This is a genomic window from Treponema parvum, assembly GCF_017893945.1.
GTDB classification, from domain to species: domain Bacteria; phylum Spirochaetota; class Spirochaetia; order Treponematales; family Treponemataceae; genus Treponema_D; species Treponema_D parvum_A.
In genome coordinates this window covers 2,351,693-2,375,958 of the sequence record NZ_CP054257.1, presented here as the reverse complement: position 1 = coordinate 2,375,958, position 24,266 = coordinate 2,351,693, and the positions used below count along the sequence as shown (strand labels likewise).

Genomic DNA, 24,266 nt, shown 5'->3' with positions numbered 1-24,266 from the left:
TGTCCGAAACTCGCAGGTTAAGTACCGCCGCGCCCGCCGGCTTCATGCGCTCCTTGCGCACAGTTGATAAGCGAGGTTTGCGCAGTAAACTCGTCGTTTAACAAGACCGCGACTATTCAGCGGTCGAAGTTAAACCTTGATATTTTAAAAACTCGATATTTGACCTGCTTGTTTGCGCTGATCTTTTTTTGGGAGAGAATATGGCCATTGGCTACGCCTGTTTGACTGTCGGCGTGGAAGGTGTAAATTATAAAACCTGCCGCAAAGAAAATGCCGATGAAAAAACGCTGAAAGAGATTATCAGTGTAAATCTGACCTCTTTAGACAGAATGCTCGATTATAACATTGAAAACGGCATCAAGATGATGAGAATCACGTCGGACATCATTCCGTTCGGCTCTCATCCAGTTAATCAGGTAAAATGGTGGGAGATATATGAAAACGAGCTTTTTCTTCTGGGAAAAAAGGCTAAGGATAACGGAATCCGGCTTTCTATGCATCCGGGGCAGTACACGGTGCTTAATTCCCCCGGCGAAGAAGTTGTAAAAAAAGCGGCGGAAGACCTTTTGTATCATGCAAGATTTTTAGACAGCCTCGGCCTTGATCAGAGCGGCAAAATGATTCTTCATATAGGAGGAGCATACGGCAACAAGAAAGAAGCGCTCAACCGCTTTGCAGAAAACTATAAAAAATTGGATGAGCGAATCAAAAACAGACTGGTCATAGAAAATGACGACAAAATATTCAATATAGAAGAGGTCTTGGATTTAGGGCTTGCTTTGAAGGTTCCTGTCATTTACGACAATTTACATAACGCAACGAATCCAAGCGGCGAAGAGACCGATAAATACTGGATTGAAAAAGTAAGCAAGACTTGGACTGCAAAAGACGGCAGGCAAAAAATTCATTATTCACAACAAGCCGAAGATAAAAAGCCTGGTTCACATTCTCAAACTATCAATGCAAAAATATTTTCCGACTTTTATAAAGAAGTCGGCGGCGATAAAATAGACATTATGCTTGAAGTCAAAGACAAAAATCTTTCGGCGGTAAAGGCTATAAATGCAGTGGAAAGATCCGATATCACCGCTCTTGAAAAAGAATGGGCAAGATATAAATATCTTGTACTGGAGCATTCTCCTTTAATTTATAACGAAATAAGAGAATTGTTAAAAGATAAAAATGCTTATCCGGTTTTGGAATTTTATGATTTAATTGATAAGGCGCTTTCGCATCCAGCCGCTTCCGGTCAGATTGTAAACGCCGCCCAGCACGTCTGGGGCTACTTTGATAAACTTGCAGATAAAAAAACGCACGACAAGGTTTCAAGGATGATAGACAAAGTTGCCGGGGGAAGCAAAGCGGGGCAGCTTAAAAAGACGCTTTGGTCGCTCGCCAAAGAATACAATCAAAAATATCTGCTTGAAAGTTTATATTTTAAAGATATCTTGTAATGCAGGATAAAACCGGAATTTTGGAGGTAAATATGAAAAATATTTTAATTGTAACAGGGCATACGCACGCAAAAAATTCAATCGGAATGTTCAATACAGGCAACAGCACCCCGGAAGAAAAACTTTCAATGGAAAACCTTGCAAAAAAACATTGTGAAGATCTTGTAAACCTTATAGATTCTGTTTCTATAAAGGATTTTTGCAATGAATCTAGCTAATGATTATCTAACCCGGCAAATAATTGCGTACATTGGCAATAAAAGAAAACTCTTAGGATTGATACTAAAAGCAATACAACAAACCGGAATTGAAATAAAACCGGGTTTAAAGTTTTTTGATGCTTTTGCAGGGAGCGGTGTTGTTTCCAGATTGGCAAAAATGCTTAATTTTGAAATTTACACCAACGACTGGGAATATTATTCGTATATTATTGCAAACTGTTATCTTAAAACTAACAAGAAAGACATTGTTACTCTTTTCGGCTCCGAAGAAAACTTTCAAGCTTTATTGGATAGAATTAATACATTACCCGCCCCAAGAGAAAATGAACAGTACATAGCCAAATATTATGCTCCTAAAGAAGATGATATCGATGCAGCGGATTATAAAACGGAGAGACTTTTTTACACACATCAAAATGCATTAAATATTGATAAAATTCGTAATTATATCGAATCAAACTTTCCGCTTAATGACAATTCGGAAAAAAAATTACAGATAAGAAATATTCTTTTAGCTGAACTTATTTATGAGGCCGCGACTCACAACAATACTTCCGGAGTATTTAAAGCATGCCACAAAGGATTTGGCGGTCATAATAAAGATGCATTAACACGCATCCTTGGTGAAATTAAATTGAATGGACCGGTATTGATTGATTCCGATTTCCCTGTTCATGTTTTTCAAGAAGATGCAAATAAACTTGTTGAAAAACTTGAAGAAGTAGATATCGTCTATTTAGATCCCCCTTATAATCAGCACCAATACGGTAGTAATTACCATATGCTTAATACAATCGCAAAATGGGACCATATTCCTGCAGAATTGGAGCTAAATGAAAAAGGTGAATTAAGGGAAAAAGCCGCTATTAGACATGATTGGATAAATACACGTTCTCATTATTGCTATAAGGAAGAAGCAGCTTTAGCTTTTGAAAACTTAATTTCTAAAATTAAAGCAAAATCTATTCTTATAAGTTACAGTACCGATGGAATTATTCCTTTTGAAGAAATGCAGAGAATCTGTATGAGCAAGGGAAAAGTATCTATTGTTACAAATGAGTACACAACATACAGAGGTGGAAAACAGAGTAACAAAAGACAAAACACGAACATTGAATTTATCCTTTGCATCAATACTGCAAAAAAAGCTTCTAAAACAACAGAAGAACAATTAGATTCTATCTTTATTAGAAAAAAAGCGATGTTGTTATTTAAGCAGACTTTTAATGAACGAAAATTAAAAGAAGTTTGTAATTCTTTTGATAAAGAATCTTTGTTATTTGTAATCAATGATCAACAGATTGTTATAAAAACAAACAGTTTCTTCACTATTGAACAGCCCGATAATATTAATGAACTGTCAAATCAGGCCTTGTCACTATTACATTCTCGCTTAGAGCTTTGTGTTTGTGAAGATAAGGAAGAAGAGTTGGCTGAAATCATTTCAAAACTGAACGGTGATAATGATAAAAATATAAAATTTATTAAACTAATTCCAAATACATTGAAAAAACTTGCACATAAGAAAAATAAGCTTGTTTTTTATAAATGGCTGTCAACAATCAGAGAAATCAAGAGTAAATATCCTGAATTATATACGCACATTGACGGCAAAATAGAACAAGTGGCCGGTTTGGCTGAGCTGAGATTTGCTATCTAATTATTTGCTAGGCCTTGTAAAATTTTGATCCTGTAAAATTTTCTGTGTAAACGGCACAGTTTAATTAAAACATGGACATCAACGTCGCACAATTCCTCAAATTTTCCAGCCGGCGGCTTTTTGGCGGCTTTCTACAAAGCGAGCATAGATTCCACCTTTTTTCATAAGATTGTCGTGTTTTCCCATTTCGGCTATTTTGCCGCTGTCTATGACGACAATGTTGTCCGCATTTCGCACGGTTTTTAAGCGATGAGCAATCATGATAATAGTTTTGCTTTTTGTAAGTTCTTCGATTGCGTGTATTAAATCCGCTTCGTTTTCAGGGTCAACGTTTGCCGTCGCTTCGTCCAAAATTATTATAGGGCTGTCTTTCATTATTGCCCGTGCAATTGAAATGCGCTGTTTTTCGCCTCCGCTCAAACTTGCGCCTCCTTCTCCGATTACAGTGTCGTAGCCTTGAGGCAGGTTCATGATAAATTCGTGGCAGCAGGCTTTTTTTGCCGCTTCGATTATTTTTTCTCTGGGGGCGTCGTTTTGTCCGAATGCAATGTTGTTTGCAACCGTGTCTTTAAAAAGATATACGTTCTGGAATACGAAACTGAAATTTTTCATCAGATCGTCGTATTTGTAATCTTTTATATTTTTGCCTTTAAGATAAATCGCACCTTCGTCCACGTCCCAAAATCTGCTTATCAAATGGCAAAGCGTCGTTTTTCCGCTTCCTGACGAGCCTACAAATGCGGTTGAAGTTCCGAGAGGAATTTTTAAGCTTATGTCGTCTATGATTTTTTTATTTTCATAACTGAACGAAATATCTTTGATAAAAATGCTCCTGTCGTCGCTTATCGTAGAATCTTCGCCCTGCCCCTGTTTTCCTTCCAAATCCATTGTAGGCGTTTTTAAGACCTCGTTTACTCGCTCCATACAGAGATTCACATTCTTTAAGAGCGCAGAAAAACTTCCTGCAGAATCGAGATGAGAATAAATTATAAAAGAACATATTATCATACAAAGCGAGTCGACAAGCTTCATCGTTCCTGCAAAATAAAATCCAAGAGAAGCCAAAATCATTGCAACGCCCGTAAGTTTTATAATCATGCCCTGCAAACACATTAGCGGAACAAAGGTAAGTTCCAACTTTATATTTACGTCCTTGTTTTCGTTATTTGCGTCGTTAAGTTCTTTCCTTGAAGAACCTGTCATGTTGTACGCCTTAACTTCCGCAATTCCAAGAATGTACTCAATCGCTTTTGAGACAAGATTCGAATCGGAAGTATATTTTCTGTTTGCCAAAAGACTTGCCTTTTTTTGCATATATGAGTTTACAATAATAAAAAAAACAATTCCGCACAAAAGAATAAGTCCGATCTTCCAGTTCCAAAGTAAAACCATAAGAGTAACTACCGCCGTGGAAAGATAGCCTTGAGTGCTTATCATAACAACTCTGGTCGCCATGCTTGCCAATAGTTCAAGGGTGTTTGTCGTAATGCTTGTTATTGTGCCGAGCGAGTTTTTATTAAAGTAGCCCATAGGCACGTAGCGCAGATGTTCTGCAATTTCCATTCGTTTGTCGGCGCAAGTTCCGTAGCCAGCCTGGCATTGCAGCATTGTTATTCGGCTTTGAATTATCGCAGAGCCTGTAATACTTAAAATCATTACGCCAAGGCATTCAAAAACAACGGTGTAGGTAACGCTGTTTGAAAGAAGAGCGGTTAGCATTATGTAAACGGCGGGAATTCTAAGCGCCTCAAACACGGACTTTAAAACGCCCAGCCACATGGAAGCGACCATTTTCTTTTTATTTTGCTTTCCACAAAAATTAAAAAAGTTTCTAAAAATCTTTATCATAAAATTCTCCAAAAATACGTATCTTCAAAACTTTACGGGCGGCTTTTGCTTCGCAAAACCGGGCTTTTCGGGGTTCCGCTTTCGCTCCATTGGCGGCAAGCCGCCAACGCTCCGCGCCCCTCCAATCCCTGCCGCAGTCGCACACGGATGTGCCATAAATCCGCCCAAACCCTATTCATCTTTTACGCCTATGTGACTTTGCCACATAGTTTTATACAGAGCGCATTTGTTCAGAAGCTCTGCATGCGTGCCGAAGTTTTCTATATTCCCGTCATTTATTACATAGATTCTGTCGGATTCGCAAATCGTGGAAAGCCTGTGGGCAATTACGATCAGAGTTTTGCCTTTTACAAGGGACGCTACGGAGGCTTGAATAACCGCTTCGCTTTCGGGATCCGTGTACGCCGTCGCTTCGTCAAGAATTACGATCGGAGCGTCTTTGAGCATTGCCCGTGCAATACAGATGCGCTGTTTTTCTCCGCCGCTCAAGTGCCCGCCGGATGTTCCACACATTGTTTCAAAGCCGTTTTCAAGGCTCATTATAAAATCGTAACAGCCCGCCTTCTTAGTAATTTCTTCAACTTCCGCGTCGCTTGCACCGGGTTTCCCGATTCGTATATTTTCGCGTACGGTTCTGTCAAAAAGAAAGTTATCCTGGTTTACATACGCTACAAGATTGTTCAATTCTTCAAGCGGAATCTTTTTAACATCAACGCCGCCGATTTTTATAGAACCTTTTTTAACGTCCCACAAACTTGCTATGAGTTTTGCTACGGTTGATTTTCCGGAACCGCTCGGCCCCACAAAGGCGGTAACTTTTCCGGAAGGAATTTCCATGCTGATTCCATGTAATATTTCTTTTTCTTTGTAGGCAAAATGAACGTCTTCAAGGGTTACGTTTAACTCTTTGTTTTTGAGCGACTGTTTATCATCGCTTGCCAAAACTGCAGGCCGTGTAAGTTCTTCGCTTTGCAAAATATCGGCAACTTCGCCTACGATAACGCCTATCTGCGCAAGATCATCCGTATATGTCGCTACGGTTAACAAAGGCTGAACTGAGCAGATGCTCAATATAATTCCGTAAATCAGTTGATAAGGTTCAAGCGTTCCGTTGATTATCAAAATTGCGCCTAAAGGCAGAACGGAAACGAGCGTTGCAGGAAAAATCGACATCGCAAGAGAAAACCAAACGTTTACGGATTTTTGCCAGTCCACAAAACACGCGCTTCCTTCTTTTGCGGCAAGAGCAAATTTTTCGTATGAACTGTCGGCTTTTCCAAAGGCTTTGATCACTTCAATCCCGTTTATGTATTCAACGGCGGTATCGTTTAAAACCTTTGTGCTTTTTACGGTGCGTTCAAATTTGGGCTTGTAGTCGATTGTCATAAACGAGTAAAACAAAAAGCCTAGCGGAATTGTAACAAGGGATGAAAGTCCGAGTTTCCAGTTGATATTGAAAATCAGAACGAAAACCGCGATAGAACCGAGAATGTTTGCCGTAAATTCCGGCGTAACGTGAGCAAGAGTAGTTTCCATTTGATCTATGCGCTCGCAGATTGTGTTTTTAATGCTTCCGCTTGATTTATCAAGAACATCACCGAGCGGCATTCGGGCAATTTTATCAAGGCAAAGAGCTCTTGTTCTTGCAAGCACGTTGAAAGTTGCAATATGCGAACATGACGTACTAAAGCTGTGAAAAAGTCCGCGCAAAACCCAGCACACAGCCATAAATCCGCATTGCCTTAGGTAGAAGCTCCAATCCGTGTTGCCTTGAATCAGCTTGACAACTATTCCGCCTAAAATAACATACGGAATAACGCTGAACATAACGCCGACGGTTGCAAGAAAAACGGAATAAACGTAAAGCCGTTTTTTAGAACTTGCAAAATCCAAAATCCAGCCCAAAGCAGATTTTTTTTGAACCATAATGCTACCTCGCTATAATTTGTTAGCGAACGCTAACCGTATAATATTATGAAACTCTGCCGGAATTTATGCAACTTGTTGAACCGTTTATTTTTAAAGATATGTTAAAAAACTTGAACGATATTATATTTTTTGCGTAAATTTGTTCTATTGTATAAGTTTGAGCCACATAATTGAAAAATCCGAAAAAATGCGTTATAATACAAAAGGTGGGATTTTTTTTGACAAGAGTTTTCGGAGAAACATAAACTTGAGTGGAACAGAATGGGACGGAAAAAATATTTCTAGCGAAAACTTTTGCTGGAGAAGGCATGAACGCTTTAAGAAAAATTGGAATACTTGCAGTAGCGGCGCTCATCACGTTAATTGGAATTACAGGATGCAAGATTGTAACTCAACCGACGACTGTGGAAGTTGAAAAGCCGGTATACACAACAGCCCTTCCGACAGGGACTTATACTATTTACCACCTACAACAAAAGCCGACAGGCGGTAAGGCAATTGCGGATTATGTTTTACAAACATCTGATACGGAAACCGATAAAACGGTTGAAGCAAACACAATGCTTGCCGCTCTTGCAAAAACATATACAGGTTTTACCGCAAAATCGATGAGCCAAAACGAAAGCGCGGTCTATATATTTTACGACAGAAACGAGATTATCTACACATTCAACACAGGAGAAGGAGCGTTTAAAGACGGAGCTAAAACAAAAGAGATAAAAGGGCTTTTCGGTTCTGCTGTACAAAAACCTAAAGCAACCGAACTTGACGCTCCTCTCGGAAAAAATTTATATCGCTGGGTTGTAAGCTCCGATAAAAGCGATGCGCCTTATAGCTTTGGTGCGGAAAATATTTCAATTGACGCAAAATGGACTGAAAAGTCGGAATCCCTGAAGATTTTAGGGAAGTTCGAGGCAAATCAATCGCAGGAACGGAAAACTGGATACCGGCTTCAAGCGTATTTATAAACGGTCGCATTCTGGAGATAAAAACATTTTACATGAGCGATCACGAAGTTACGAGGGAGGAGTATAAGAACGTTATGGAAAGCCTCCCGAATGATATGGCAAAGGCTTACGACAAAACCGGCAACGAACTTACAGGAGACGATGCAGGAAAGAATTCCGTAACCGGAGTCAACTGGTATGACGCAATTGTATACTGCAACAAACTTTCCATCAAACAAAGGCTTACCCCATGCTATACAATTAGCAATTCGACTAATCCCGATGACTGGGGTGCTGTTCCAACAACTTCAGGCAACGCTACATGGAACGCCGTAACCTGCGACTTTGCTGCCGACGGCTATCGTCTTCCGACGGAAGCGGAATGGGAATGGGCTGCTCGTGGCGGAGAAAACTATACCTACGCCGGAAGCAACGATATAAATGAAGTTGCATGGTATGATTCAAACACAGGCAAAAACGGGACGAGGGAAGTCAATGTAAGGAAAGCGAACGGCTATGGGCTGTACGACATGAGCGGCAACGCTGGAGAATGGTGCTGGGACTGGTACGGAACTATATCTGATACCACACCTTATATAGGCTCGTCGTCCGGCTCTTACCGCTGCCGACGTGGCGGTCATTGGTATGTTGGTGCAAATGATGCAAAGGTTTCTGAACGTAGCAATAACAATCCTCAAAACCGCACTCGTTACTATGGCTTCCGCCTTGTTCGCAACGCCGACTAGTGTGTCCGGTTAAGCAAGCGTCTTGTAAGTCGTACCTCCGTGTGCACAAGGGCTTGGAAGGGTGAGCGTAGCGAAAACACGCTTTTTAAAAAGATTTTTATAACTGCATATTTTTTTTAAGAATCGAAGTTGCCGCCGATTTAATTTCCTTTTTTTTGCTGAAGAAGTTTTATTTCTTAAATAATTGACTAGGTAATTAGTTTTTGCTACTCTCTGTTAGCACAGATAAACTTTATGAACTTTGTATTTATAAATCCCGTTTCTAAAAACATGTACGACAAGAGGGAATTAAACAACTTTATCTCAGCTAAGGGTTTTGAAATTGTCGAGTGTAAAACCGACTGGATAAAGAAAGTTATCAATAAATATAAACAAAGGGTTTTGTCTGCAAATAAAACCGTAATAGATATGCGCTGCCCTCCTGCCGTTCAATTAGTAAAAAATTCCTTTCCGAAATTGGATGTCAGATATCCTTCGATAGAACCGATTTTGATTCACTGCGCAAAAGAAATATCGCAAAACTATGCGGATAAAGGAAAAATATTTATAACCACGCCGTGCGAATCTTTAGCGGAATACGGTAATGCGCTCAATCTGCAAAATACAATCTTTATTACGTGGAATGATTTTGCAAAAAAAATCGGATGCGGTTTAAAAAAAACAATTCTCAGCGAAAGTCCCATTCCTCCCGGATTTTTTTCTCCCCTTAAAGTAAAGACAAAAAGCATAACCGGAAGCGAAGAAATACAAAATTTTTTTGAAAAAGAGGATGTGTCCGGCTATAAGTTGATTGAAATGCTCTACTGCAAAAACGGCTGCAACAACGGAGACGGCGTTTTATGAAAAAAATAAAAGCCGATTCTTTAAAATTTATTCCTGCGGTACTCACTATTTTTTCAGTTGTGCTCCTTTGGTCTGTAATCTGCAAACTGGGAATAATAAGCCCTTATATTCTTCCTTCGCCTGAAAAATGCTTTAGAAGCCTTGTCGCAATGATAAAATCGGGAGACATCTTTATTGATATCGGGATAAGCCTTTCGCGAGTGGCAAGGGGATTTTCGCTGGCGTTTATAATCGCCTTTGTTTTGGGGATGATAAGTTCGGTAGTTCCGTTTTCAAAACATTTTTTTGAATACTTAATTCAATTTTTTAAAAACGTTCCTCCGATCAGCATGATTCCTCTTCTTATTTTGTGGTGCGGAATCGGAGAAACTACTAAGACAATAATAATCATCCTTGCATCGTTTTTTCCTATGTATATGAATATCGTTAAAGGATTTACCGGCTGCGACAAAAAATTGATAGAAGTCGGAAAATCATTCGGATATTCACGGCTGGAATGTTTTTCAAAAATCATTCTTCCAAACGCAATTTCCGACATTTTAGTGGGAATGAGAGTCGGGCTCGGTTACGCGTGGAGAGCGATAATCGGCGCGGAAATGGTTGCAGCCTCTACGGGGCTCGGCCACATGATTTTGTTTTCGCAGACAATGTCCAGAACAGACAGAGTGATAGTGGGCATCGTCGTAATAGGACTTGTCGGCTATCTTACGGACAAGGTTTTCGGAATTGTTTTAAACAAAGTTCTAAAGGGAAAGGCAGAAAATGGCTGGAATTAATTTAAAACACATAAAAAAATCATTTACTGTCGATTCAAAAAAAATTGATGTTCTCAACGATATAAATTTGCAGATTCCGGAAAACAAGATAACCGTACTGCTCGGAAAAAGCGGCTGCGGTAAAACAACGCTCCTAAGGCTTGTCGGCGGGCTTGAAACCGCGGATTCCGGAGAAATTGAGTTTAAAAAGGATTTTAAGACAACATTTGTTTTTCAAGAGCCAAGGTTAATGCCATGGCTCAACGTGCTTGGAAACACGAAGTTCGGTCTAAAAAAATCGGAATACAAAAAAGAAGAAGTATTCAGGCTTATAGAAATGGTAGGGCTCAAGGATTTTATTAAAGCGTATCCTTTCCAACTTTCAGGGGGAATGCAGCAACGGGTTGCGATAGCAAGAGCGCTTGCCTATAAGGCCGATTTTATAATGCTTGACGAGCCGTTTGCCGCCTTGGATTATTTTACGCGTGAGCAAATGCAAAAAGAGCTGATTTCAATAGAAAAAAAGGAAAACAAGAGCCTTCTGTTTGTAACCCACAGTATAGACGAAGCTATAACTTTGGCAGATAAGATTGCCATAATAGAAAAGGGCAGGGTTAAGCGCGAATTTGATATTGATTTTGAAAAAGAGAATAGAAATCTCATGGACGAGTATTTTTTAAATCTTAAGCGGCAGGTTATGGCGCAGTTAGATTTTAATTAATAAATAAATTTTTTATAGGAGGTCATAATAAAAACTTTGTCATAAATATTGCCAAAGTTTTTATTTACAAAGTTTGCGTTGCAAACTTTTTTATCAATTGCACATTCTCATTTCATTGCGAATGTGCGAGGAGTTTATATGAAAAAATTTATCATTGTGTTGTCGGCAGCAATGTTAATGGCAACATCGTCAGCAGTTTTTGCCAAGGCAAAAGAATTAAAGAAGCTTACGTTCACTTATGTAACTTCTCCGCTTAATATTCCTTCAATCATTGAAAAAGATCAGAAGATTTTTGCAAATGAGTTTAAGGGGACTCCGGTGGAATACGCGGAAATCACTTCCGGCGCGGAACAGACACAGGCTCTTGCTTCAGGTGACGTACAGGTTTTGTACGCCGTAGGCGGTTCTTCCGTAATACTTTCTGCAGCAAACGGCGCGGATATCAAAGTTCTTAACATGTACAGCCGTGCGCCTAAAGCGTTCTGTCTGTATTCAAAAGACGCTTCGCTCAATTCCCCTGAATCACTTAGAGGAAAAAAGATTGCAGGTCCCGCCGGAACAAATCTTCACGAACTTTTAACGGCATATCTGGCTTCTGCAGGAATGAAAATCACGGATGTCAGCTACGTGAGCATGGGAATTCCCGCTGCAAAAGCCGCTTTGGACGGCGGCAGCATCGATGTTGCGCTTCTTGCCGGCGCCGCAGCATATAATGCAGGAGCTCAGGGCTACCATAAGATTACCGACGGCGACGGATACATTGCCGCAATTATTGCAGTTGCAACAACGGAAAAGTTTTATAAGCAAAATCCTGATGTGATAAAAAAAGTGGCTTCAGCACAGAAAAAAATTGCAGACTACATAGCAAAAAACAAAGACCAAGCGTTTGCAACAACGGCAAAATATCTTGGACTTACGGAGCAGGCTGTAAAAGACATGTCTGCAGCTTACGATTTTTCAACGGAACTTACGCAGGCGGATATGGAAGGTTGGCAAAAAACCGCTGACTTTATGTACGCTTCCGGAATGATTGACAATAAGTTTGACGTAAAAAAACTTTTTATAAAATAAAATACGAAGCTTCAAGCGGTATCATCAGAATTTCCGACGGCAGTGAAATTCGGCCTTTTAGGTTCGATTTCGAGTTTGACAAAACTCGAAATTTCCCATTCGTCTAGCTATGAAGGCTTAATGGAGTGTAACGGCGGTGAATTTTCTGACGGTACCGCGCTTGTTTTTAAAATAATGGTGTGGATTTTTATTGTAGCACGGTTTTCTCAAAATACAAACGCAAAGTTACCGATTACTATATAGCACTCCGTCTATAGCATGTAAAAAAGGAATTGCGTCTATCATCTTTATATCATATTATTAAATGATGACAACATGTTGACAACAGACAGAAAAACAAGCATAATGTATATATAAACGGGGGCTAACAAGTGACAACTACAAATCTCAATATTAGAACCGATAAAGATATTAAAGACCGTGCGGAAGCGCTTTTTTCTGAGCTTGGGCTTACTATGACGGCGGCTGTAAATATGTTTTTGCGAACGGCACTCAGGGAAAATGGCATTCCTTTCACTTTAAGATTGGATATTCCGAACAATCTTACGGAATCGGCAATAACAGAAGGAAGAAAGATTGCTTATGATGACAGTGTAAAAGGATATTCAAATATAAGCGATTTAAGAAAAGCACTGGAAGTATGAAATATGAAGTAAAATTTACAACTCAATTCAAAAAAGATATTAAACGTGCAGAAAAACAAAATCGAAACTTAAATAAGTTGTTTGGCGTTATCGATTTACTTGTGCATGGGAAACCTCTTGAAGCAAAGTATAGAGATCATGCCTTGTCGGGAAAGTATAAGGGAACAAGGGAGTGCCACATAGATCCTGATTGGCTTCTTGTGTATGAGCATCTAAATGACGTCCTTGTTCTTATGTTGCATAGAGCCGGTTCACATTCTGAGTTATTTAGAAAATAAAAGTCAGCCTGAATGGTGCGTAATTATGAAAAACGCAATCATATACATACACGGAAAAGGCGGGAGCGCAAAAGAAGCCTCGCATTATCAAGCGCTTTTTGCAGACGGTGATGTTATCGGTTTTGATTACAGGGCCCAATCTCCATGGGAAGCAAAAAAAGAATTCCCGCCGTATTTTGATTCCGTTTTTAAAAACTGTAAATCCGTGACGATCATAGCAGACAGTATCGGCGCGTTTTTTGCCATGCACGCTTTATCGGATATGCCGATAGAAAAAGCGTATTTTATTTCTCCCGTTGTGAACATGGAAAACCTGATTATAAACATGATGAAGAAGGCAAATGTAAACGAAAGCGAACTCCGCGATAAAGGCGAATTCGATACACCATTTGGGGAAAAACTTTCGTGGGAATATCTTTGCTATGTAAGGGAACATCCTGTCCATTGGACGGCGCCGACACATATTCTCTACGGCGCAAAAGACAATTTGACATCTTTTAAAATAATTTCCGAATTTGCACATCGAATCGGTGCAACGCTTACTGTCATGAAAGACGGGGAACATTGGTTTCATACGAAAGAGCAAATGCACTTTCTTGATAATTGGATACAGCGCTTTATTTCCGTCGGCAGTTGCGTACATGCTGAACGCTTCTCGTGAATTACCGTACCCGGGCGCAAAAGAAATGCTTTTAGTAGACGGAGTTGAGGACAAAGCATTTATAACGGGCTTGTTTAACGCGATGTATGATGAATTACCGGCGCCGAAAAAGAAGAAGGGAAAATGAAAAACGTGGGGAAAAACAGAAATCTCTCTTTCTTTCCATAAGCAAAATGCAGCATTAAAGTCTAAAATTCAATTATTTTTTCAGTAATGTAAATTAAATCAACGGGTAATCCACCTAACATCTGTTTAACACGTATTGCTGTGTCAGGTGATAATTTTTTCCGAGTTTTTTCCAAACAAGTTTCAACATCATAATCTTTCAATGTTAGAAAAATAATATTTTTGTTTTTTTTCTCGGAATAATAATCTTCTATGATTGTCGAATATCGCAAAAGTTGATTTGTGTAATCATTCTCACTTTCTGAAAATTTTTCATCCAAGGGAGAATGGTACTTACATTCTATTATTAAAATACTATTCTTATCTTCTAAAACTAAATCAGGTTCATTAATCTGAGCTTTTGTTTTATTTGAAAATTTCTTCCAAAAATTTATTTGGATATTATCTGAAAAATGGTAATTAAAACTATTACCTTTTAAATCAGTTGCTTTTGAGAGGAAATCATTAATTAACGAACTTGAATTAAAATATCTTATATTTCCAAAGACAGTACTCGTCAGAATATCTTCAGAATAAATAAAACTTCTATTTTGAGGTATTTTTCCATGCAACTCGTAAATCATAATTTGTTCTATTTTTCATTGTTTTTCTCCCGCTGCTTATCTTGACTCCCTTTTTGCTGCAATTTCATATACTTCATTGCTTCTCGCACGGAAATCACAATGATTTTCATTATATTATCTAAAGCCTCTTGTTCTAACTTATAAACTATTCTTAATCCTAATCCTTTTAGTTTAATCTTGAATAATCCACTTAAATTATTTCCACCTTTATTTCCAAGCGGTTTACCATAACCGCCTTTCATATTAGACTCAGGATTTTGTGCAACCTTGATTATTGCTTTTAATACTATTTTTTGTTGTGATCCATCTAATTTTTTTAGTTCTTGTTTTGCCTCTGGATGGTATAATATTTTCCACATTGATTACTCCAATTCGACATCAATGTTTTCTAGGACTTGTTCATTTATGTTTAAATCGCTTAGAATATCATTATGTGAAATATACACTACATTATTTGATAATCTATTGTTTGCCTCAGCCATCAATAAAGCGTCTTCATATTGCTCAATTAGCGCTTGATAGTCTTTAGGACTTATCAAAACACATTCCGGAGTATTATTTTTTACAACGATTTTTATTCCGTCATTTTTAACTTCTGTAAATATTCTATTCGCCTCACCTTTATTAAAACGGCTTATAGGAATTATGGAATCTAATATATTAATTGAATTTACTGCATTCATAGATAAATCTCCATTAATAATATAACACAAAAGACAAATATTGGCAAATATGTTGGTATATTTGTTGGCATATTTATTAATAAAAAATTTTCTATTTATTTATAACGCTTAAAATAAGACGTTAATACATACAGCTTTATTCGTGCGGAGGGGGTAATATCCTATGTTCTTCGTAGGAGAGGGATTCGCTTTGCTGTCCGAAAGGCAGTCATCCTAACATTTGCTTAATCTGTGTTTGTGACATTTTTTCGAATTTATTCATGTTTTTTCTGCTGTGCGAAGCGATGTACAGAAAAAGAAAGAAAGTATTCTGCCTAGACAACAGCCGGGATCGCTATGCGTTGGTTTTGCTTGCTGGACAAGGTTATAAGGTGCCGATCTTTTGTAAGACGACCCATGTAACGCAGTAACTGAATGAGCAATGCAATAAATCCGAGCGGCGATTCCAACTTTTCTGCCGTATCGACCAGCATTGTTTTGAATTTACCGGGAGAGTATCTAATATATATGTACAACTTGACCATATTGTACGCAAATAGTATTGTATTTGTATGAAAACATTACCGGTAGCAAAAGTACGAGCGAATTTCTCTGCGCTTTTAAAAGAAGTGGAATCGGGAAGCGAAGTCGGTATTGCGTTCGGTCGAAAACAGGAAACCATAGCTGTAATTGTTCCGATCGAAGAATATAAAAAAATAAAAGCACGAAAACTCGGTACACTGGAAGGGAAGGTAAAAGTCGAATTCAGCGAAAATTGGGCTATGTCCGATGAAGAGCTTATTAATATATGAAAATTCTATTGGATACGCATTATTTATTATGGGCTTTTATCGATACAAGTAAAATATCTCCTTCCGTTTATCCAAAACTATTGGCGGATGAAAATGAGGTTTTTTACAGTCAGGCCAGTTTATGGGAAATCGCAATAAAATATAATATGGGAAAATTATCTTTAAAAGGAATGAAACCTGAAGAATTCTATGAAGAAGTAAAAAACAGTTTTTTAAAATGCAGGTCATTAAAAAATGATGAGTTAATTAGTTTTTACAAATTACCGATAGAACACAAAGATCCGTTTGATCGCATTATGATTTGGCAATCGATAAAATCCGATTATTATTTTTTATCCGTTGACACGCAGGTTGCAAATTATAAAAAATACGGCCTGAAAACTTTATCCTGACAACCGCTGCTACTTATGATATTATGGGGAGCGTTATACAAAGGAGACTGCAAACCATGCGTTTATTTTTGTGTTCACATTTTTCAAGTGTCGGCTCCGCCGTTCAAAAAAGTTACGGAACAAATTATGCAAGCTTTTCCGACGCTTGAAATATGCGCTATCAACAACTCCCAAGCGGTCATTATTGAAGATGATAAAAGAAACATAATCAAGGTATAATTAAACTACCTCTCCTGATAATTTTTACGGTTCCTGCGGCGCTTACGTATATGCCGAACGCTTCTTACGAATTGCCGTACCCGGGCGCAAAAGAAATGTTTTTAGTAGACGGAATTGAGGACAAAGCATTTATAACGGGCTTGTTTAACGCGATGTATGATGAATTACCGGCGTCGAAAATGAAAAAAACGAAATGATGAAATTTGATTGATTTTTCATGCAGGTCGTCATATACTATACACAGGGGTATGGTATGGCAATATTACAGGTCCGTGATATGGATGACCGCTTATACGACAGATTAAAATTTGCTGCAAAACGCGATAACCGTTCAATCAGTCAGCAAGTCGTTAATATTTTACAAAATTATTTTACTTCCGTTCCTGTAAAAACAAAAAATGCCACGGAAGAATTTTTAAAACTTTCAGGCTCATGGGAAGATGCAAGAAGCGCAGAAGAAATTATTGACGACATAAGAACATCCCGTCGCAATTCACCAAGGTTTGAGGCTTTAGATGGCATATTTGATTGATACCGACATCATAATATTTGCACTGCGAGGCGACAAAACGATATTGTCTAAATTCGAGGAAAACAAAAATATTCCTATTTCCATTTCGATGATTACGTATGCAGAGCTTGTATTCGGCGCAAAACGTTCACAGAATGAACAAAAAAATATGATAAAAGTAAATCGCATTCGTGAAATCTATCCCATTGAAGAATTGAATGTCGGTGTTATGGAAATTTTTGCGGATATAAAAGCAAAAATGTATGCAAAAGCAATACGAATAGAAGATATGGATTTATGTATTGCCGCTACGGCAATTTACAATGACTTGATTTTAGTAACGAACAACACAAAGCATTTTAAAAATATTCCGCTATTGAAATTGGAAAACTGGAAAAGATAAAGATTTCTTATTTGATGTCAACAAACCCTTGACTTAAACCGTACTTTAACTTGTAGTATTCAGGATATGAAAAAGACGAACGCAATGAGAATTCTTGACGGCCTTAAAATTCCTTATGAAGTAAAAAGCTATGACGACGACGGGGAGCGCTACTTGGAACAAGGAGCCGCCGCACTCGTTTTGCGCGCGCTATGTGTGTAACGTTGCTGAAATTTTTGTTCCTCGGCGCGGCCAATTGCCGCACCCGACCGGCGCGTGCAGGTTACTTACACCTTAAACTTTCCAACTTCTTCCGCCAAGCTCTGAATGCTCTCCTTATTTTTTTGGTGGCCGTGTTTACTTCCTGCACGGCACACACCTCGACAGCTCAACCGAACTGAAGCCTCTCAAACTCGAACAGGCGATGTATACAAAGCTCTCCAACGACGTGTCGTGCCTGATCGATAACAAAATCATCGTACTTGCAGACCGTTGGAAGAATACAGTATGTTTGTAGAAGCCGTGCGCCGCAACACTGCGCTTGACAAAGAGCACGGCTTTGAAAACGCAATAAAAGAATGCATACAAAAAGACATTTTAAGAGACTATTTACAACGAAAATCACGGGAGGTGATGAATATGTTATTGTCGGAATATGATTATGATACTGACATTGCAGTGAGATGTGAAGAAGCAGCCAACGCAGCCAACGCAATAATTGAAAAAAATTTGTATTTGGGCTATAATTTATCGGTATACCGATAGAAAGCCTTTGTCTGCGTCTTGGTTTGGCGATCGGCGCCGTTTTTAATATGTTTTGCAGGCGTAAAGGCGTAAAATATTGTTTTGGAGGTATTTTATGAAAAAGCCTATTCTTATTACGGTTTTTGTGACGGCCGTTTTTTTGCTTTTTACATCGTGCAGCAATTTGTTTCAGGCTTTGGGAATTGAAAACAGCTCGGGGAACGGGTCTTTAAGGGTTGTTTTGCCGGAAGCTTCGCCGCAGACGGGAAGGAGCGCCGCAGGAGCTTCAAGGCTTGCGGTAAACACGGATGATATTAAAACCTATACCGTAACTTTAAGCAAAGACGGCGTCGTGATAGCGGAGCAAACCGCAGCCGCCGGATCTTCGGTTACTTTTTCAGATATAGAAGAAGGAACCTATACAATAAGGGGATCCGCATACGACGGCAGAGCCCGCCTTGCGTACGGCAGCATTACAGTCCGAGTTTCAGCGGGAAAAACCACAAACGCAGCCTTTCCCATGTATACCACCCCGCCGATTGTTCTGTGGGATTATAGGAAATATAGGAGCGGTACCCATGAAAAATGTGATATCGAACTGTACGTAGCAGATACTGCGGTAAGGTCGCTAGGTTTACCGAAATTTCAAAAAACGGATATTGAGGCAACTGATCTTCCTAAATACCTTAACATGGAATTTGATGCGGCAAGAAATTTATACACAAATGGCTACTTTTTCCCCGCCGCGTCAGGGTACAATCACGTTAGATTGGCAGAAAAAATAAACGGCTTACCTTCAGGATCTGTAAGTTATATTTACTGTTCCGAAGACAATATTTTATTTATGGTCGACGGCGGCCTGTATTTTTGTGATCCTTCTGATCCAAATGATCACGGAAGATTGGTAGCAAAAGAAATTACATCGAGCACTCCGGTTGCGGGTTTCACATTCCCCGCCAACGGATTTATTGCGGTTTCAAACGCAGGAGATGACGGTTCAAGGTTTTTGTATACGGTACAATATGATCCTTCAGTCCCTCCACAACCTCAACCTACGTTTTTTAAAATCACAACATATAAAATTACTCGAGAAAACAATGGGTTGAAGATCCAACTTGAGTCGCAGTCGTCACCAATCCAGCTCGGAGCCGGCGGCTACGGGCTTGAGGTTGTCTCAGAAATTTCGATACAGGATGATCCGAGCAACCCACACTCTTTTATCCAAAAACCTCTTAATCTCAAGGGATCACCTAGGGTTACAGACGTGCGCATACACGAAAACGAAATGTATATTCTGTTTTCTTATACCTACGAATCCCGTATTGGGTATGAACCTAGTCCTAACAGTAACTATGTGTCCTCAGGCGCACTGTTAAAGGTTAAATTGGATCTCATGAACGGCACGTTACCCCCCGCCGAAAGTTTCGGTAAAAAAGACACCTTGGGCTGGACATATGAATTGACTCCTCCCCTTGTCTTTGACCATTTCCAAAACTTCTACGGTCAGTGGCCCAGCGATGAAAACAGGGGTTTTTTCGGACCGCAGAAAATACTCGCTTTAAAATCAAAAAAGATATGGATAGCGGACGACGGCTCAATTTATGAAAATAAAAAAGGTTTCGGTAAGGGCACCATGGTGCAAAAAGACCGCGTAGTCATAGTGGATCTTGAAAGCGAAAGCTTTGAAAGTGTTTACTCGTTTTCCGGAATAGGTTTTTCAACTACTGTTATGAATGGAAGCAGTTTTAATCCTTAATGCCGACAATCTAACGGTAAGCCGCACGTCCCGTGCGGCTGCGCCATTATTATAGATCGAACGGTTTACAGTGATCTGAAAGTCATTTGTATAAGAGAAAGACGGCCGGCACTCTGTCTATTTCAGGCAGTTTTGTTTTTTTCCATTCGGCTGCGGTTTTTGTTTTTACATATTCTTCAGGGCAGGTAATTCCCGCTGCGACACAAACCTTTGTAGAAGGGGAGCACACGCTAAGGATCGACTGCATCATTTGTCTGTTGCGGTACGGGGTTTCAATAAATATCTGAGTTTGCCCTTCCTTGTATGCGCGGTGTTCAAGCTGCCTAAGCTTCGCTTCCCGCTCGGGAGCCTTAACGGGCAAATATCCGTTAAATGCAAAATTTTGCCCGCTAAAACCGCTTGCCATGAGCGCCATAAGAATTGACGACGGCCCTACAAGCGGAACGACTTTTAAGTTTTTTTTATGAGCTATTTCTATAATATCCGCACCCGGATCCGCAACGCCGGGACAGCCTGCTTCGCTTATGAGCCCCATCGGCTGCCCGTTTACAAGAGGATCAAGATAGTCTTGAATCGAATTTTTACGGGTGTGTTCGCTGAGCTCATAAAAGACAAGGTTTTCTGTGCGGACGCACTTGTCCACCCTTGAAAGAAATTTGCAGGCGGAGCGTACGTTTTCGACTATAAAATGCTTTATGCCTGTTATTATGTCGTGATTATAAGGGGGAAAAACTTTTTCGTAAGGCGTTTGTCCCAGCGTTACGGGAATAAGATAAAGTGCGCTTTCCATTTTGCTTTGATTTTTTGATTTCTCTCGACGCATTGCCGCAGCACCGCCCGGTACTGCGGGGCAAACCCGCTGCGGCAGACGGCACATGTGCAGTTTTTGCGATCCGGCCTAAATTCAGCCTTAAATTCAACAAGGCTAAATTCAGGCGGGAAACTTATTTTACATATTTTTCAAGGGTTTTTCTGACAGCTCCCGGACCTGCCACAAGTTCCGCAAAATATCCGGTTACGGTGTCAGCCAAACCGGCCTTGTAAAGGTCTACGCCGAACAAGGTTTCGTCGCTCAGCAAGGGCTTGAGAGCTTTGTCAAACGGACCTTTGCTTGAAAGTTTTATACCTTCAAGGTATTTTTGCGAGGATTCAAGGCGCGGATCGCTGGAAGGGGTAAAAGGCTTTCCTTCGTCGTCCACGGCAAGAAGGTAGCGCAGCCAGCCTGCAAAAACAAGCGGAATAAGTTTTAAGTCCTTTACGTTAAGTTTTTTATCCGCAAGATACGCCTTTATGGTTTCTCCGAAGCGTATGGACAGTTTTTGGCTCGTATCCGTCGCGATGCGCTGGGGCGTGTCGGGCATAAACGGATTTGGAATGCGCTCTTCGAGAACTTCTTTTATAAACTTCTTAGGATCGAGAATTTTGGGATTCACGACTACAGGCATTCCTTCTTTATAGCCTATGATGTTGACCATCTTGTTGAGCACGGGATCTTTCATTTCGTCGGCGATGAGGGTATAGCCCAAAAGGCATCCGTAAACTGCAAGGCAGGTGTGCAGAGGATTTAAACAGGTGCAGACCTTCATTTTTTCAACTTTGTTTACGGTATCTCTGTCGGTAAAATATACGCCGGCTTTTTCAAGCGGCGGCCGTCCGTTCGGAAAATTGTCTTCGATGACAAGATATTCGGGTTTTTCGGCATTTACAAAGGGCGCGATATAAGTGTTTTTCCCTGTAACTACGACTTCCGTATCGTCAAACCCGTCTTTTTCAAGCATAGCTTTTACGGAAGCGTCCGGACGAGGAGTTATCTTATCGATCATCGACCAGGGAAAAGAAACGTTTTTTTCAAGATAAGAAATAAATTCTTTTTCGCAAAATTTCTTTTCAACCCATTTTTTTGCGACGGTTAGAACCGCATTTTGCAGTTTTTCGCCGTTGTGCGAACAGTTGTCCGTGCTGACTAAGGCGACGGGCGTTTTGCATGTTTTAAAGCGATGATAGACAAGTGCGGTTATCTTGCTCATCATGCTGTTAAGCTTACCTTCGGGTCCCGCTTCAAAGTCTGCAGTCACAAACGGAAAAAAATTATTTCCTTGACCCAGCGCATAGCCTTTTTCCGTAATTGTAAATGTTACCATTTGCAAAGACGTATTTGCAAAAACTTCTTTGAACGAATCCCATTCTTTTTTAAATGAAGAATCGCATTTCCATGCTTCGGCTATTGACGCTACAATCTTTTTGCTTATGCTGCCGTCTGCGTTGAGCGTTACCAACAGCGAAATATTGTCGTAGGGCGTGTAGATTTTGTCTATGATGTCGTAGTCGAAGCCTTCGCCTACGATAATTCCTTTTTCCGTTTCGCCCTTGTCAAGCAAAGTTTGCATTAAAACGGCGGAAAATCCGCGGAAAATATTCCCCGCTCCGAAATGTACCCATACGGGCGCCTTTTTTGTTGCAGAAACCATTTTTTCGTGATCAAAGGCGGGCACAAAATATTTTTTTGCTTCCCATGAGCTTCGATCTTTGATGCTTTCTTTCGATAAAGTCATTAAATTCCTCCTCCTTAAACAAAATTTAAATTAGATTAAAATTAGTGTAATCAGGCTTCAAAATAGTCGGGATATTTTTCGATCATAATATCCAATTCCGTGAGCAGTTTGGTAAGATGCGCTTTTTCAAGCTCCAATGCTTTTTTGCCGTCTTTTTTTGAAAAAGCTTCCATTATCATTTCGTGCTCGTCTAAAATTTTATTTAAAACTCCGGGAATGTTGCCCGATAAAAAGCGTATGCGCCTGTAATTGCCCGATTGGTTTTGGGAAATATTCCACAAGCGCTCCATTCCCGTTTCAATAAATATTATTTTGTGAAACGAATCGTCGTTATTTAAAAATCCTGCGTAATCTTTGTTTTCCAGCGCGATTTTTTGGGATTCGATCGCCGTGCGCATTTTAAACAGATGTTCCTTCGCGCAAATTTCCGCAAACGACGGGACTACGGCAAGTTCCATCGTTAAGCGCATAAAACGTTCGACTTCCACCTGCTTAAGGTTAATTTTTGATATGCGGGATCCCCTTTGCGGGAAAATTTCGACGAGATTATCTTTTTGCAGTCTTAAAAGCGCATCTCGTAGAGGAGAACGGCTCATGCCCGTCTGTGTAAGGAGTTTTTGCATATTCAGATCTTCGCCGGGTTTCAATTCCAAAAAAAGGATCTGCGAGCGCAATATCTCATATATCTGATCCGAGGCGGTAAGTCGTTTCATTTGCATAAGCGTTTCTCTTACAGACTATAATAACATACTAATATATCAGAATGCAAGTTTTTTATTTTTTTATGCGCGTACATTTTTGCAGCGCGCGTGCGGCGTTCTGCCGTTTGTACGTGAACGTTGCACTCCGCACGCTTTGTGCTCGTTGCAAGGCGCTGCGGCCGGCATGGCTTCAGCGTAAAAACTCTTGGGCGCGCTACTTATCCCTATTGTCCATGCCCGAAAGCGTTATTTTCCGATAAGCATCTTTTTTATCGTTCGGATGCGGCTCGAGTCCGATTATCGTAATATCGGATTTATTTGGACCATACACCCAGAAAATTCTACCGGCGGCAGGTTTAGCGTTTTCCAAATATGACTGCCAAACTCTTTTTTCATATCGTTTCGTCAGTGCTTCAATATCATGTGTGCAAAGTCCGGGATATTTCGGGTCGGATGAAAGTTTCTTAAAGCAGCTGACCAATTTTTCGAACAAAACAACTTCATTTTTTTTAGCAATACCAGCTTTGACTTTCTTTTCCAAATCGTCCCAAAATTCTTTCATTTCGGGAATTCCCATTCTGATATTGAACATTACTCAATAGTCTCGTATGAAGAAAAATCAACAGGTTCTGAAACGAGCCCTTTATTGAAATTTTTCATGCTTGAATCCATCATTTTCAGAGTATTTTCTGAAACTTGAAAGGGCTTTGTAAGTTCACGAGGTTCAAGCAAAATTCTTCCGTCGTCATATTCTTCTACATGGAAGTATTCGTATAATACGTTTCGCAATGTTATTCTTTTTTTTGAGTCTATCTTTGTGTCATAGGATCTTACGGTCGTTGCCGGCATAATCCCTCCTTGTCGGTGGGAAATCCCACTGTTAAAGCATAAGTTCAAATATAAAAAAAATCAAGTATCAGACGAACTTCCTGTCATGCGGCGTTCTGCCGTTTGTACGTGAACGTTGCACCCGCATGCTTTGTGCTCGTTGCAAGGCGCTGCGGCCGC

General features: G+C 39.9%; 29 protein-coding genes and 3 pseudogenes. 21 read left to right on the top strand and 11 right to left on the bottom strand.

Annotation, left to right across the window (positions count from 1 at the left end):
• The first annotated feature begins 200 nt into the window (after nucleotides 1–200).
• From uvsE to HRI96_RS10520, 3 genes are read left to right on the top strand one after another with little or no spacing between them, the layout of a single operon-like run.
• Nucleotides 201–1,454, top strand: coding sequence for a UV DNA damage repair endonuclease UvsE (uvsE, locus tag HRI96_RS10530; protein WP_210117310.1), 1,254 nt, complete (start codon nucleotides 201–203; stop codon nucleotides 1,452–1,454).
• A gap of 32 nt (nucleotides 1,455–1,486) precedes the next feature.
• Nucleotides 1,487–1,672 (top strand): hypothetical protein, encoded by a 186-nt coding sequence (locus HRI96_RS10525; RefSeq protein ID WP_210117309.1) that lies wholly within the window; start codon nucleotides 1,487–1,489, stop codon nucleotides 1,670–1,672.
• Complete coding sequence (locus tag HRI96_RS10520) at nucleotides 1,659–3,335, top strand: DNA adenine methylase (RefSeq protein ID WP_210117308.1); 1,677 nt, start codon at nucleotides 1,659–1,661, stop codon at nucleotides 3,333–3,335. The genes HRI96_RS10525 and HRI96_RS10520 overlap by 14 nt, the downstream gene beginning before the upstream one ends.
• A gap of 96 nt (nucleotides 3,336–3,431) precedes the next feature.
• Here the strand turns inward: HRI96_RS10520 and HRI96_RS10515 are convergent, their stop codons facing one another.
• Together HRI96_RS10515 and HRI96_RS10510 are read right to left on the bottom strand one after the other, a co-directional pair.
• The gene (locus HRI96_RS10515) at nucleotides 3,432–5,183 is read right to left on the bottom strand and encodes an ABC transporter ATP-binding protein (RefSeq protein ID WP_210117307.1); all 1,752 of its coding nucleotides are present in this window, start codon (nucleotides 5,181–5,183) and stop codon (nucleotides 3,432–3,434) included.
• A gap of 171 nt (nucleotides 5,184–5,354) precedes the next feature.
• Nucleotides 5,355–7,109 carry an ABC transporter ATP-binding protein gene (locus tag HRI96_RS10510; RefSeq protein ID WP_210117306.1) on the bottom strand — a complete coding sequence of 585 codons (1,755 nt, stop codon included), beginning with the start codon at nucleotides 7,107–7,109 and terminating at the stop codon, nucleotides 5,355–5,357.
• A gap of 311 nt (nucleotides 7,110–7,420) precedes the next feature.
• On the opposite strand from HRI96_RS10510, the gene HRI96_RS10505 reads away from it, so the two are divergent.
• The 10 genes and pseudogenes from HRI96_RS10505 to HRI96_RS11885 all read left to right on the top strand — a co-directional run.
• Nucleotides 7,421–8,080: a hypothetical protein gene (locus tag HRI96_RS10505; protein WP_210117305.1), complete on the top strand. Its 660-nt coding sequence runs from the start codon at nucleotides 7,421–7,423 to the stop codon at nucleotides 8,078–8,080.
• Nucleotides 7,999–8,805: a formylglycine-generating enzyme family protein gene (locus tag HRI96_RS10500; RefSeq protein WP_346267178.1), complete on the top strand. Its 807-nt coding sequence runs from the start codon at nucleotides 7,999–8,001 to the stop codon at nucleotides 8,803–8,805. Before HRI96_RS10505 ends, HRI96_RS10500 begins: the two co-directional genes overlap by 82 nt.
• 234 nt (nucleotides 8,806–9,039) lie before the next feature.
• Nucleotides 9,040–9,648, top strand: coding sequence for a hypothetical protein (locus tag HRI96_RS10495; protein WP_210117303.1), 609 nt, complete (start codon nucleotides 9,040–9,042; stop codon nucleotides 9,646–9,648).
• Nucleotides 9,645–10,424 (top strand): ABC transporter permease, encoded by a 780-nt coding sequence (locus HRI96_RS10490; RefSeq protein WP_210117302.1) that lies wholly within the window; start codon nucleotides 9,645–9,647, stop codon nucleotides 10,422–10,424. The genes HRI96_RS10495 and HRI96_RS10490 overlap by 4 nt, the downstream gene beginning before the upstream one ends.
• The gene (locus HRI96_RS10485; RefSeq protein ID WP_210117301.1) at nucleotides 10,411–11,124 is read left to right on the top strand and encodes an ABC transporter ATP-binding protein; all 714 of its coding nucleotides are present in this window, start codon (nucleotides 10,411–10,413) and stop codon (nucleotides 11,122–11,124) included. The genes HRI96_RS10490 and HRI96_RS10485 overlap by 14 nt, the downstream gene beginning before the upstream one ends.
• 138 nt (nucleotides 11,125–11,262) lie before the next feature.
• Entirely contained in the window at nucleotides 11,263–12,195 is a 933-nt protein-coding gene (locus HRI96_RS10480) for an ABC transporter substrate-binding protein (RefSeq protein WP_210117300.1), read from the top strand.
• A 371-nt stretch (nucleotides 12,196–12,566) separates the two neighbouring features.
• Nucleotides 12,567–12,839, top strand: a complete 273-nt coding sequence (locus tag HRI96_RS10475; protein ID WP_210117299.1) for a type II toxin-antitoxin system RelB/DinJ family antitoxin — start codon at nucleotides 12,567–12,569, stop codon at nucleotides 12,837–12,839.
• Nucleotides 12,836–13,117, top strand: coding sequence for a type II toxin-antitoxin system YafQ family toxin (locus HRI96_RS10470; RefSeq protein WP_210117298.1), 282 nt, complete (start codon nucleotides 12,836–12,838; stop codon nucleotides 13,115–13,117). Before HRI96_RS10475 ends, HRI96_RS10470 begins: the two co-directional genes overlap by 4 nt.
• Before the next feature lie 25 nt (nucleotides 13,118–13,142).
• Nucleotides 13,143–13,778, top strand: coding sequence for an alpha/beta hydrolase (locus HRI96_RS10465; protein ID WP_210117297.1), 636 nt, complete (start codon nucleotides 13,143–13,145; stop codon nucleotides 13,776–13,778).
• Nucleotides 13,744–13,905, top strand: a pseudogene (locus HRI96_RS11885) (TfoX/Sxy family protein); the annotation flags it as partial. The gene HRI96_RS10465 and the pseudogene HRI96_RS11885, both read left to right, overlap by 35 nt.
• 61 nt (nucleotides 13,906–13,966) lie before the next feature.
• Here the strand turns inward: HRI96_RS11885 and HRI96_RS10460 are convergent.
• The 3 genes from HRI96_RS10460 to HRI96_RS10450 are packed head-to-tail and all read right to left on the bottom strand — an operon-like array spanning nucleotide 13,967 to nucleotide 15,210.
• Nucleotides 13,967–14,527 carry a hypothetical protein gene (locus HRI96_RS10460; RefSeq protein WP_210117296.1) on the bottom strand — a complete coding sequence of 187 codons (561 nt, stop codon included), beginning with the start codon at nucleotides 14,525–14,527 and terminating at the stop codon, nucleotides 13,967–13,969.
• 8 nt (nucleotides 14,528–14,535) lie between these two features.
• Nucleotides 14,536–14,886: a type II toxin-antitoxin system RelE family toxin gene (locus tag HRI96_RS10455; RefSeq protein WP_256729226.1), complete on the bottom strand. Its 351-nt coding sequence runs from the start codon at nucleotides 14,884–14,886 to the stop codon at nucleotides 14,536–14,538.
• Between the two features lie 3 nt (nucleotides 14,887–14,889).
• Complete coding sequence (locus HRI96_RS10450; protein ID WP_210117295.1) at nucleotides 14,890–15,210, bottom strand: type II toxin-antitoxin system Phd/YefM family antitoxin; 321 nt, start codon at nucleotides 15,208–15,210, stop codon at nucleotides 14,890–14,892.
• Nucleotides 15,211–15,761: 551 nt separating this feature from the next.
• Between HRI96_RS10450 and HRI96_RS10445 the strand changes: the two genes are divergently transcribed.
• Nucleotides 15,762–16,001 (top strand): type II toxin-antitoxin system Phd/YefM family antitoxin, encoded by a 240-nt coding sequence (locus HRI96_RS10445; protein ID WP_210117294.1) that lies wholly within the window; start codon nucleotides 15,762–15,764, stop codon nucleotides 15,999–16,001.
• Nucleotides 15,998–16,393, top strand: coding sequence for a type II toxin-antitoxin system VapC family toxin (locus HRI96_RS10440; RefSeq protein ID WP_210117293.1), 396 nt, complete (start codon nucleotides 15,998–16,000; stop codon nucleotides 16,391–16,393). The genes HRI96_RS10445 and HRI96_RS10440 overlap by 4 nt, the downstream gene beginning before the upstream one ends.
• Before the next feature lie 83 nt (nucleotides 16,394–16,476).
• On the opposite strand, the gene HRI96_RS11800 is transcribed toward HRI96_RS10440, so the two are convergent.
• The gene (locus HRI96_RS11800) at nucleotides 16,477–16,599 is read right to left on the bottom strand and encodes a hypothetical protein (RefSeq protein WP_256729225.1); all 123 of its coding nucleotides are present in this window, start codon (nucleotides 16,597–16,599) and stop codon (nucleotides 16,477–16,479) included.
• Nucleotides 16,600–16,650: 51 nt separating this feature from the next.
• Here HRI96_RS11800 and HRI96_RS11795 point away from each other — a divergent pair.
• The 6 genes and pseudogenes from HRI96_RS11795 to HRI96_RS10415 all read left to right on the top strand — a co-directional run.
• Nucleotides 16,651–16,809, top strand: a pseudogene (locus HRI96_RS11795) (TfoX/Sxy family protein); the annotation flags it as partial.
• A gap of 56 nt (nucleotides 16,810–16,865) precedes the next feature.
• On the top strand, nucleotides 16,866–17,144 hold the full coding sequence (locus HRI96_RS10435) for an antitoxin (RefSeq protein WP_210117292.1): 279 nt from the start codon (nucleotides 16,866–16,868) through the stop codon (nucleotides 17,142–17,144).
• Nucleotides 17,128–17,526: a type II toxin-antitoxin system VapC family toxin gene (locus tag HRI96_RS10430; protein ID WP_210117291.1), complete on the top strand. Its 399-nt coding sequence runs from the start codon at nucleotides 17,128–17,130 to the stop codon at nucleotides 17,524–17,526. Before HRI96_RS10435 ends, HRI96_RS10430 begins: the two co-directional genes overlap by 17 nt.
• A 66-nt stretch (nucleotides 17,527–17,592) precedes the next feature.
• Nucleotides 17,593–17,727 carry a YbaK/EbsC family protein gene (locus HRI96_RS10425; RefSeq protein ID WP_256729224.1) on the top strand — a complete coding sequence of 45 codons (135 nt, stop codon included), beginning with the start codon at nucleotides 17,593–17,595 and terminating at the stop codon, nucleotides 17,725–17,727.
• A gap of 258 nt (nucleotides 17,728–17,985) precedes the next feature.
• Nucleotides 17,986–18,201 (top strand): annotated as a pseudogene (locus HRI96_RS10420) (hypothetical protein); the annotation flags it as partial.
• Between the two features lie 163 nt (nucleotides 18,202–18,364).
• On the top strand, nucleotides 18,365–20,005 hold the full coding sequence (locus tag HRI96_RS10415; RefSeq protein ID WP_210117290.1) for a hypothetical protein: 1,641 nt from the start codon (nucleotides 18,365–18,367) through the stop codon (nucleotides 20,003–20,005).
• Between the two features lie 82 nt (nucleotides 20,006–20,087).
• On the opposite strand, the gene HRI96_RS10410 is transcribed toward HRI96_RS10415, so the two are convergent.
• From HRI96_RS10410 to HRI96_RS10390, 5 genes are all read right to left on the bottom strand, one after another.
• Nucleotides 20,088–20,795, bottom strand: a complete 708-nt coding sequence (locus HRI96_RS10410) for an SAM-dependent methyltransferase (protein ID WP_210117289.1) — start codon at nucleotides 20,793–20,795, stop codon at nucleotides 20,088–20,090.
• 154 nt (nucleotides 20,796–20,949) lie between these two features.
• Nucleotides 20,950–22,557, bottom strand: coding sequence for a mannitol dehydrogenase family protein (locus HRI96_RS10405; protein WP_210117288.1), 1,608 nt, complete (start codon nucleotides 22,555–22,557; stop codon nucleotides 20,950–20,952).
• Nucleotides 22,558–22,607: 50 nt separating this feature from the next.
• Nucleotides 22,608–23,276, bottom strand: coding sequence for a GntR family transcriptional regulator (locus tag HRI96_RS10400; RefSeq protein ID WP_210117287.1), 669 nt, complete (start codon nucleotides 23,274–23,276; stop codon nucleotides 22,608–22,610).
• 196 nt (nucleotides 23,277–23,472) lie between these two features.
• Nucleotides 23,473–23,850: a hypothetical protein gene (locus HRI96_RS10395; RefSeq protein ID WP_210117286.1), complete on the bottom strand. Its 378-nt coding sequence runs from the start codon at nucleotides 23,848–23,850 to the stop codon at nucleotides 23,473–23,475.
• Entirely contained in the window at nucleotides 23,850–24,107 is a 258-nt protein-coding gene (locus HRI96_RS10390) for a hypothetical protein (RefSeq protein WP_210117285.1), read from the bottom strand. The genes HRI96_RS10395 and HRI96_RS10390 overlap by 1 nt, the downstream gene beginning before the upstream one ends.
• Nucleotides 24,108–24,266 lie beyond the last annotated feature (159 nt).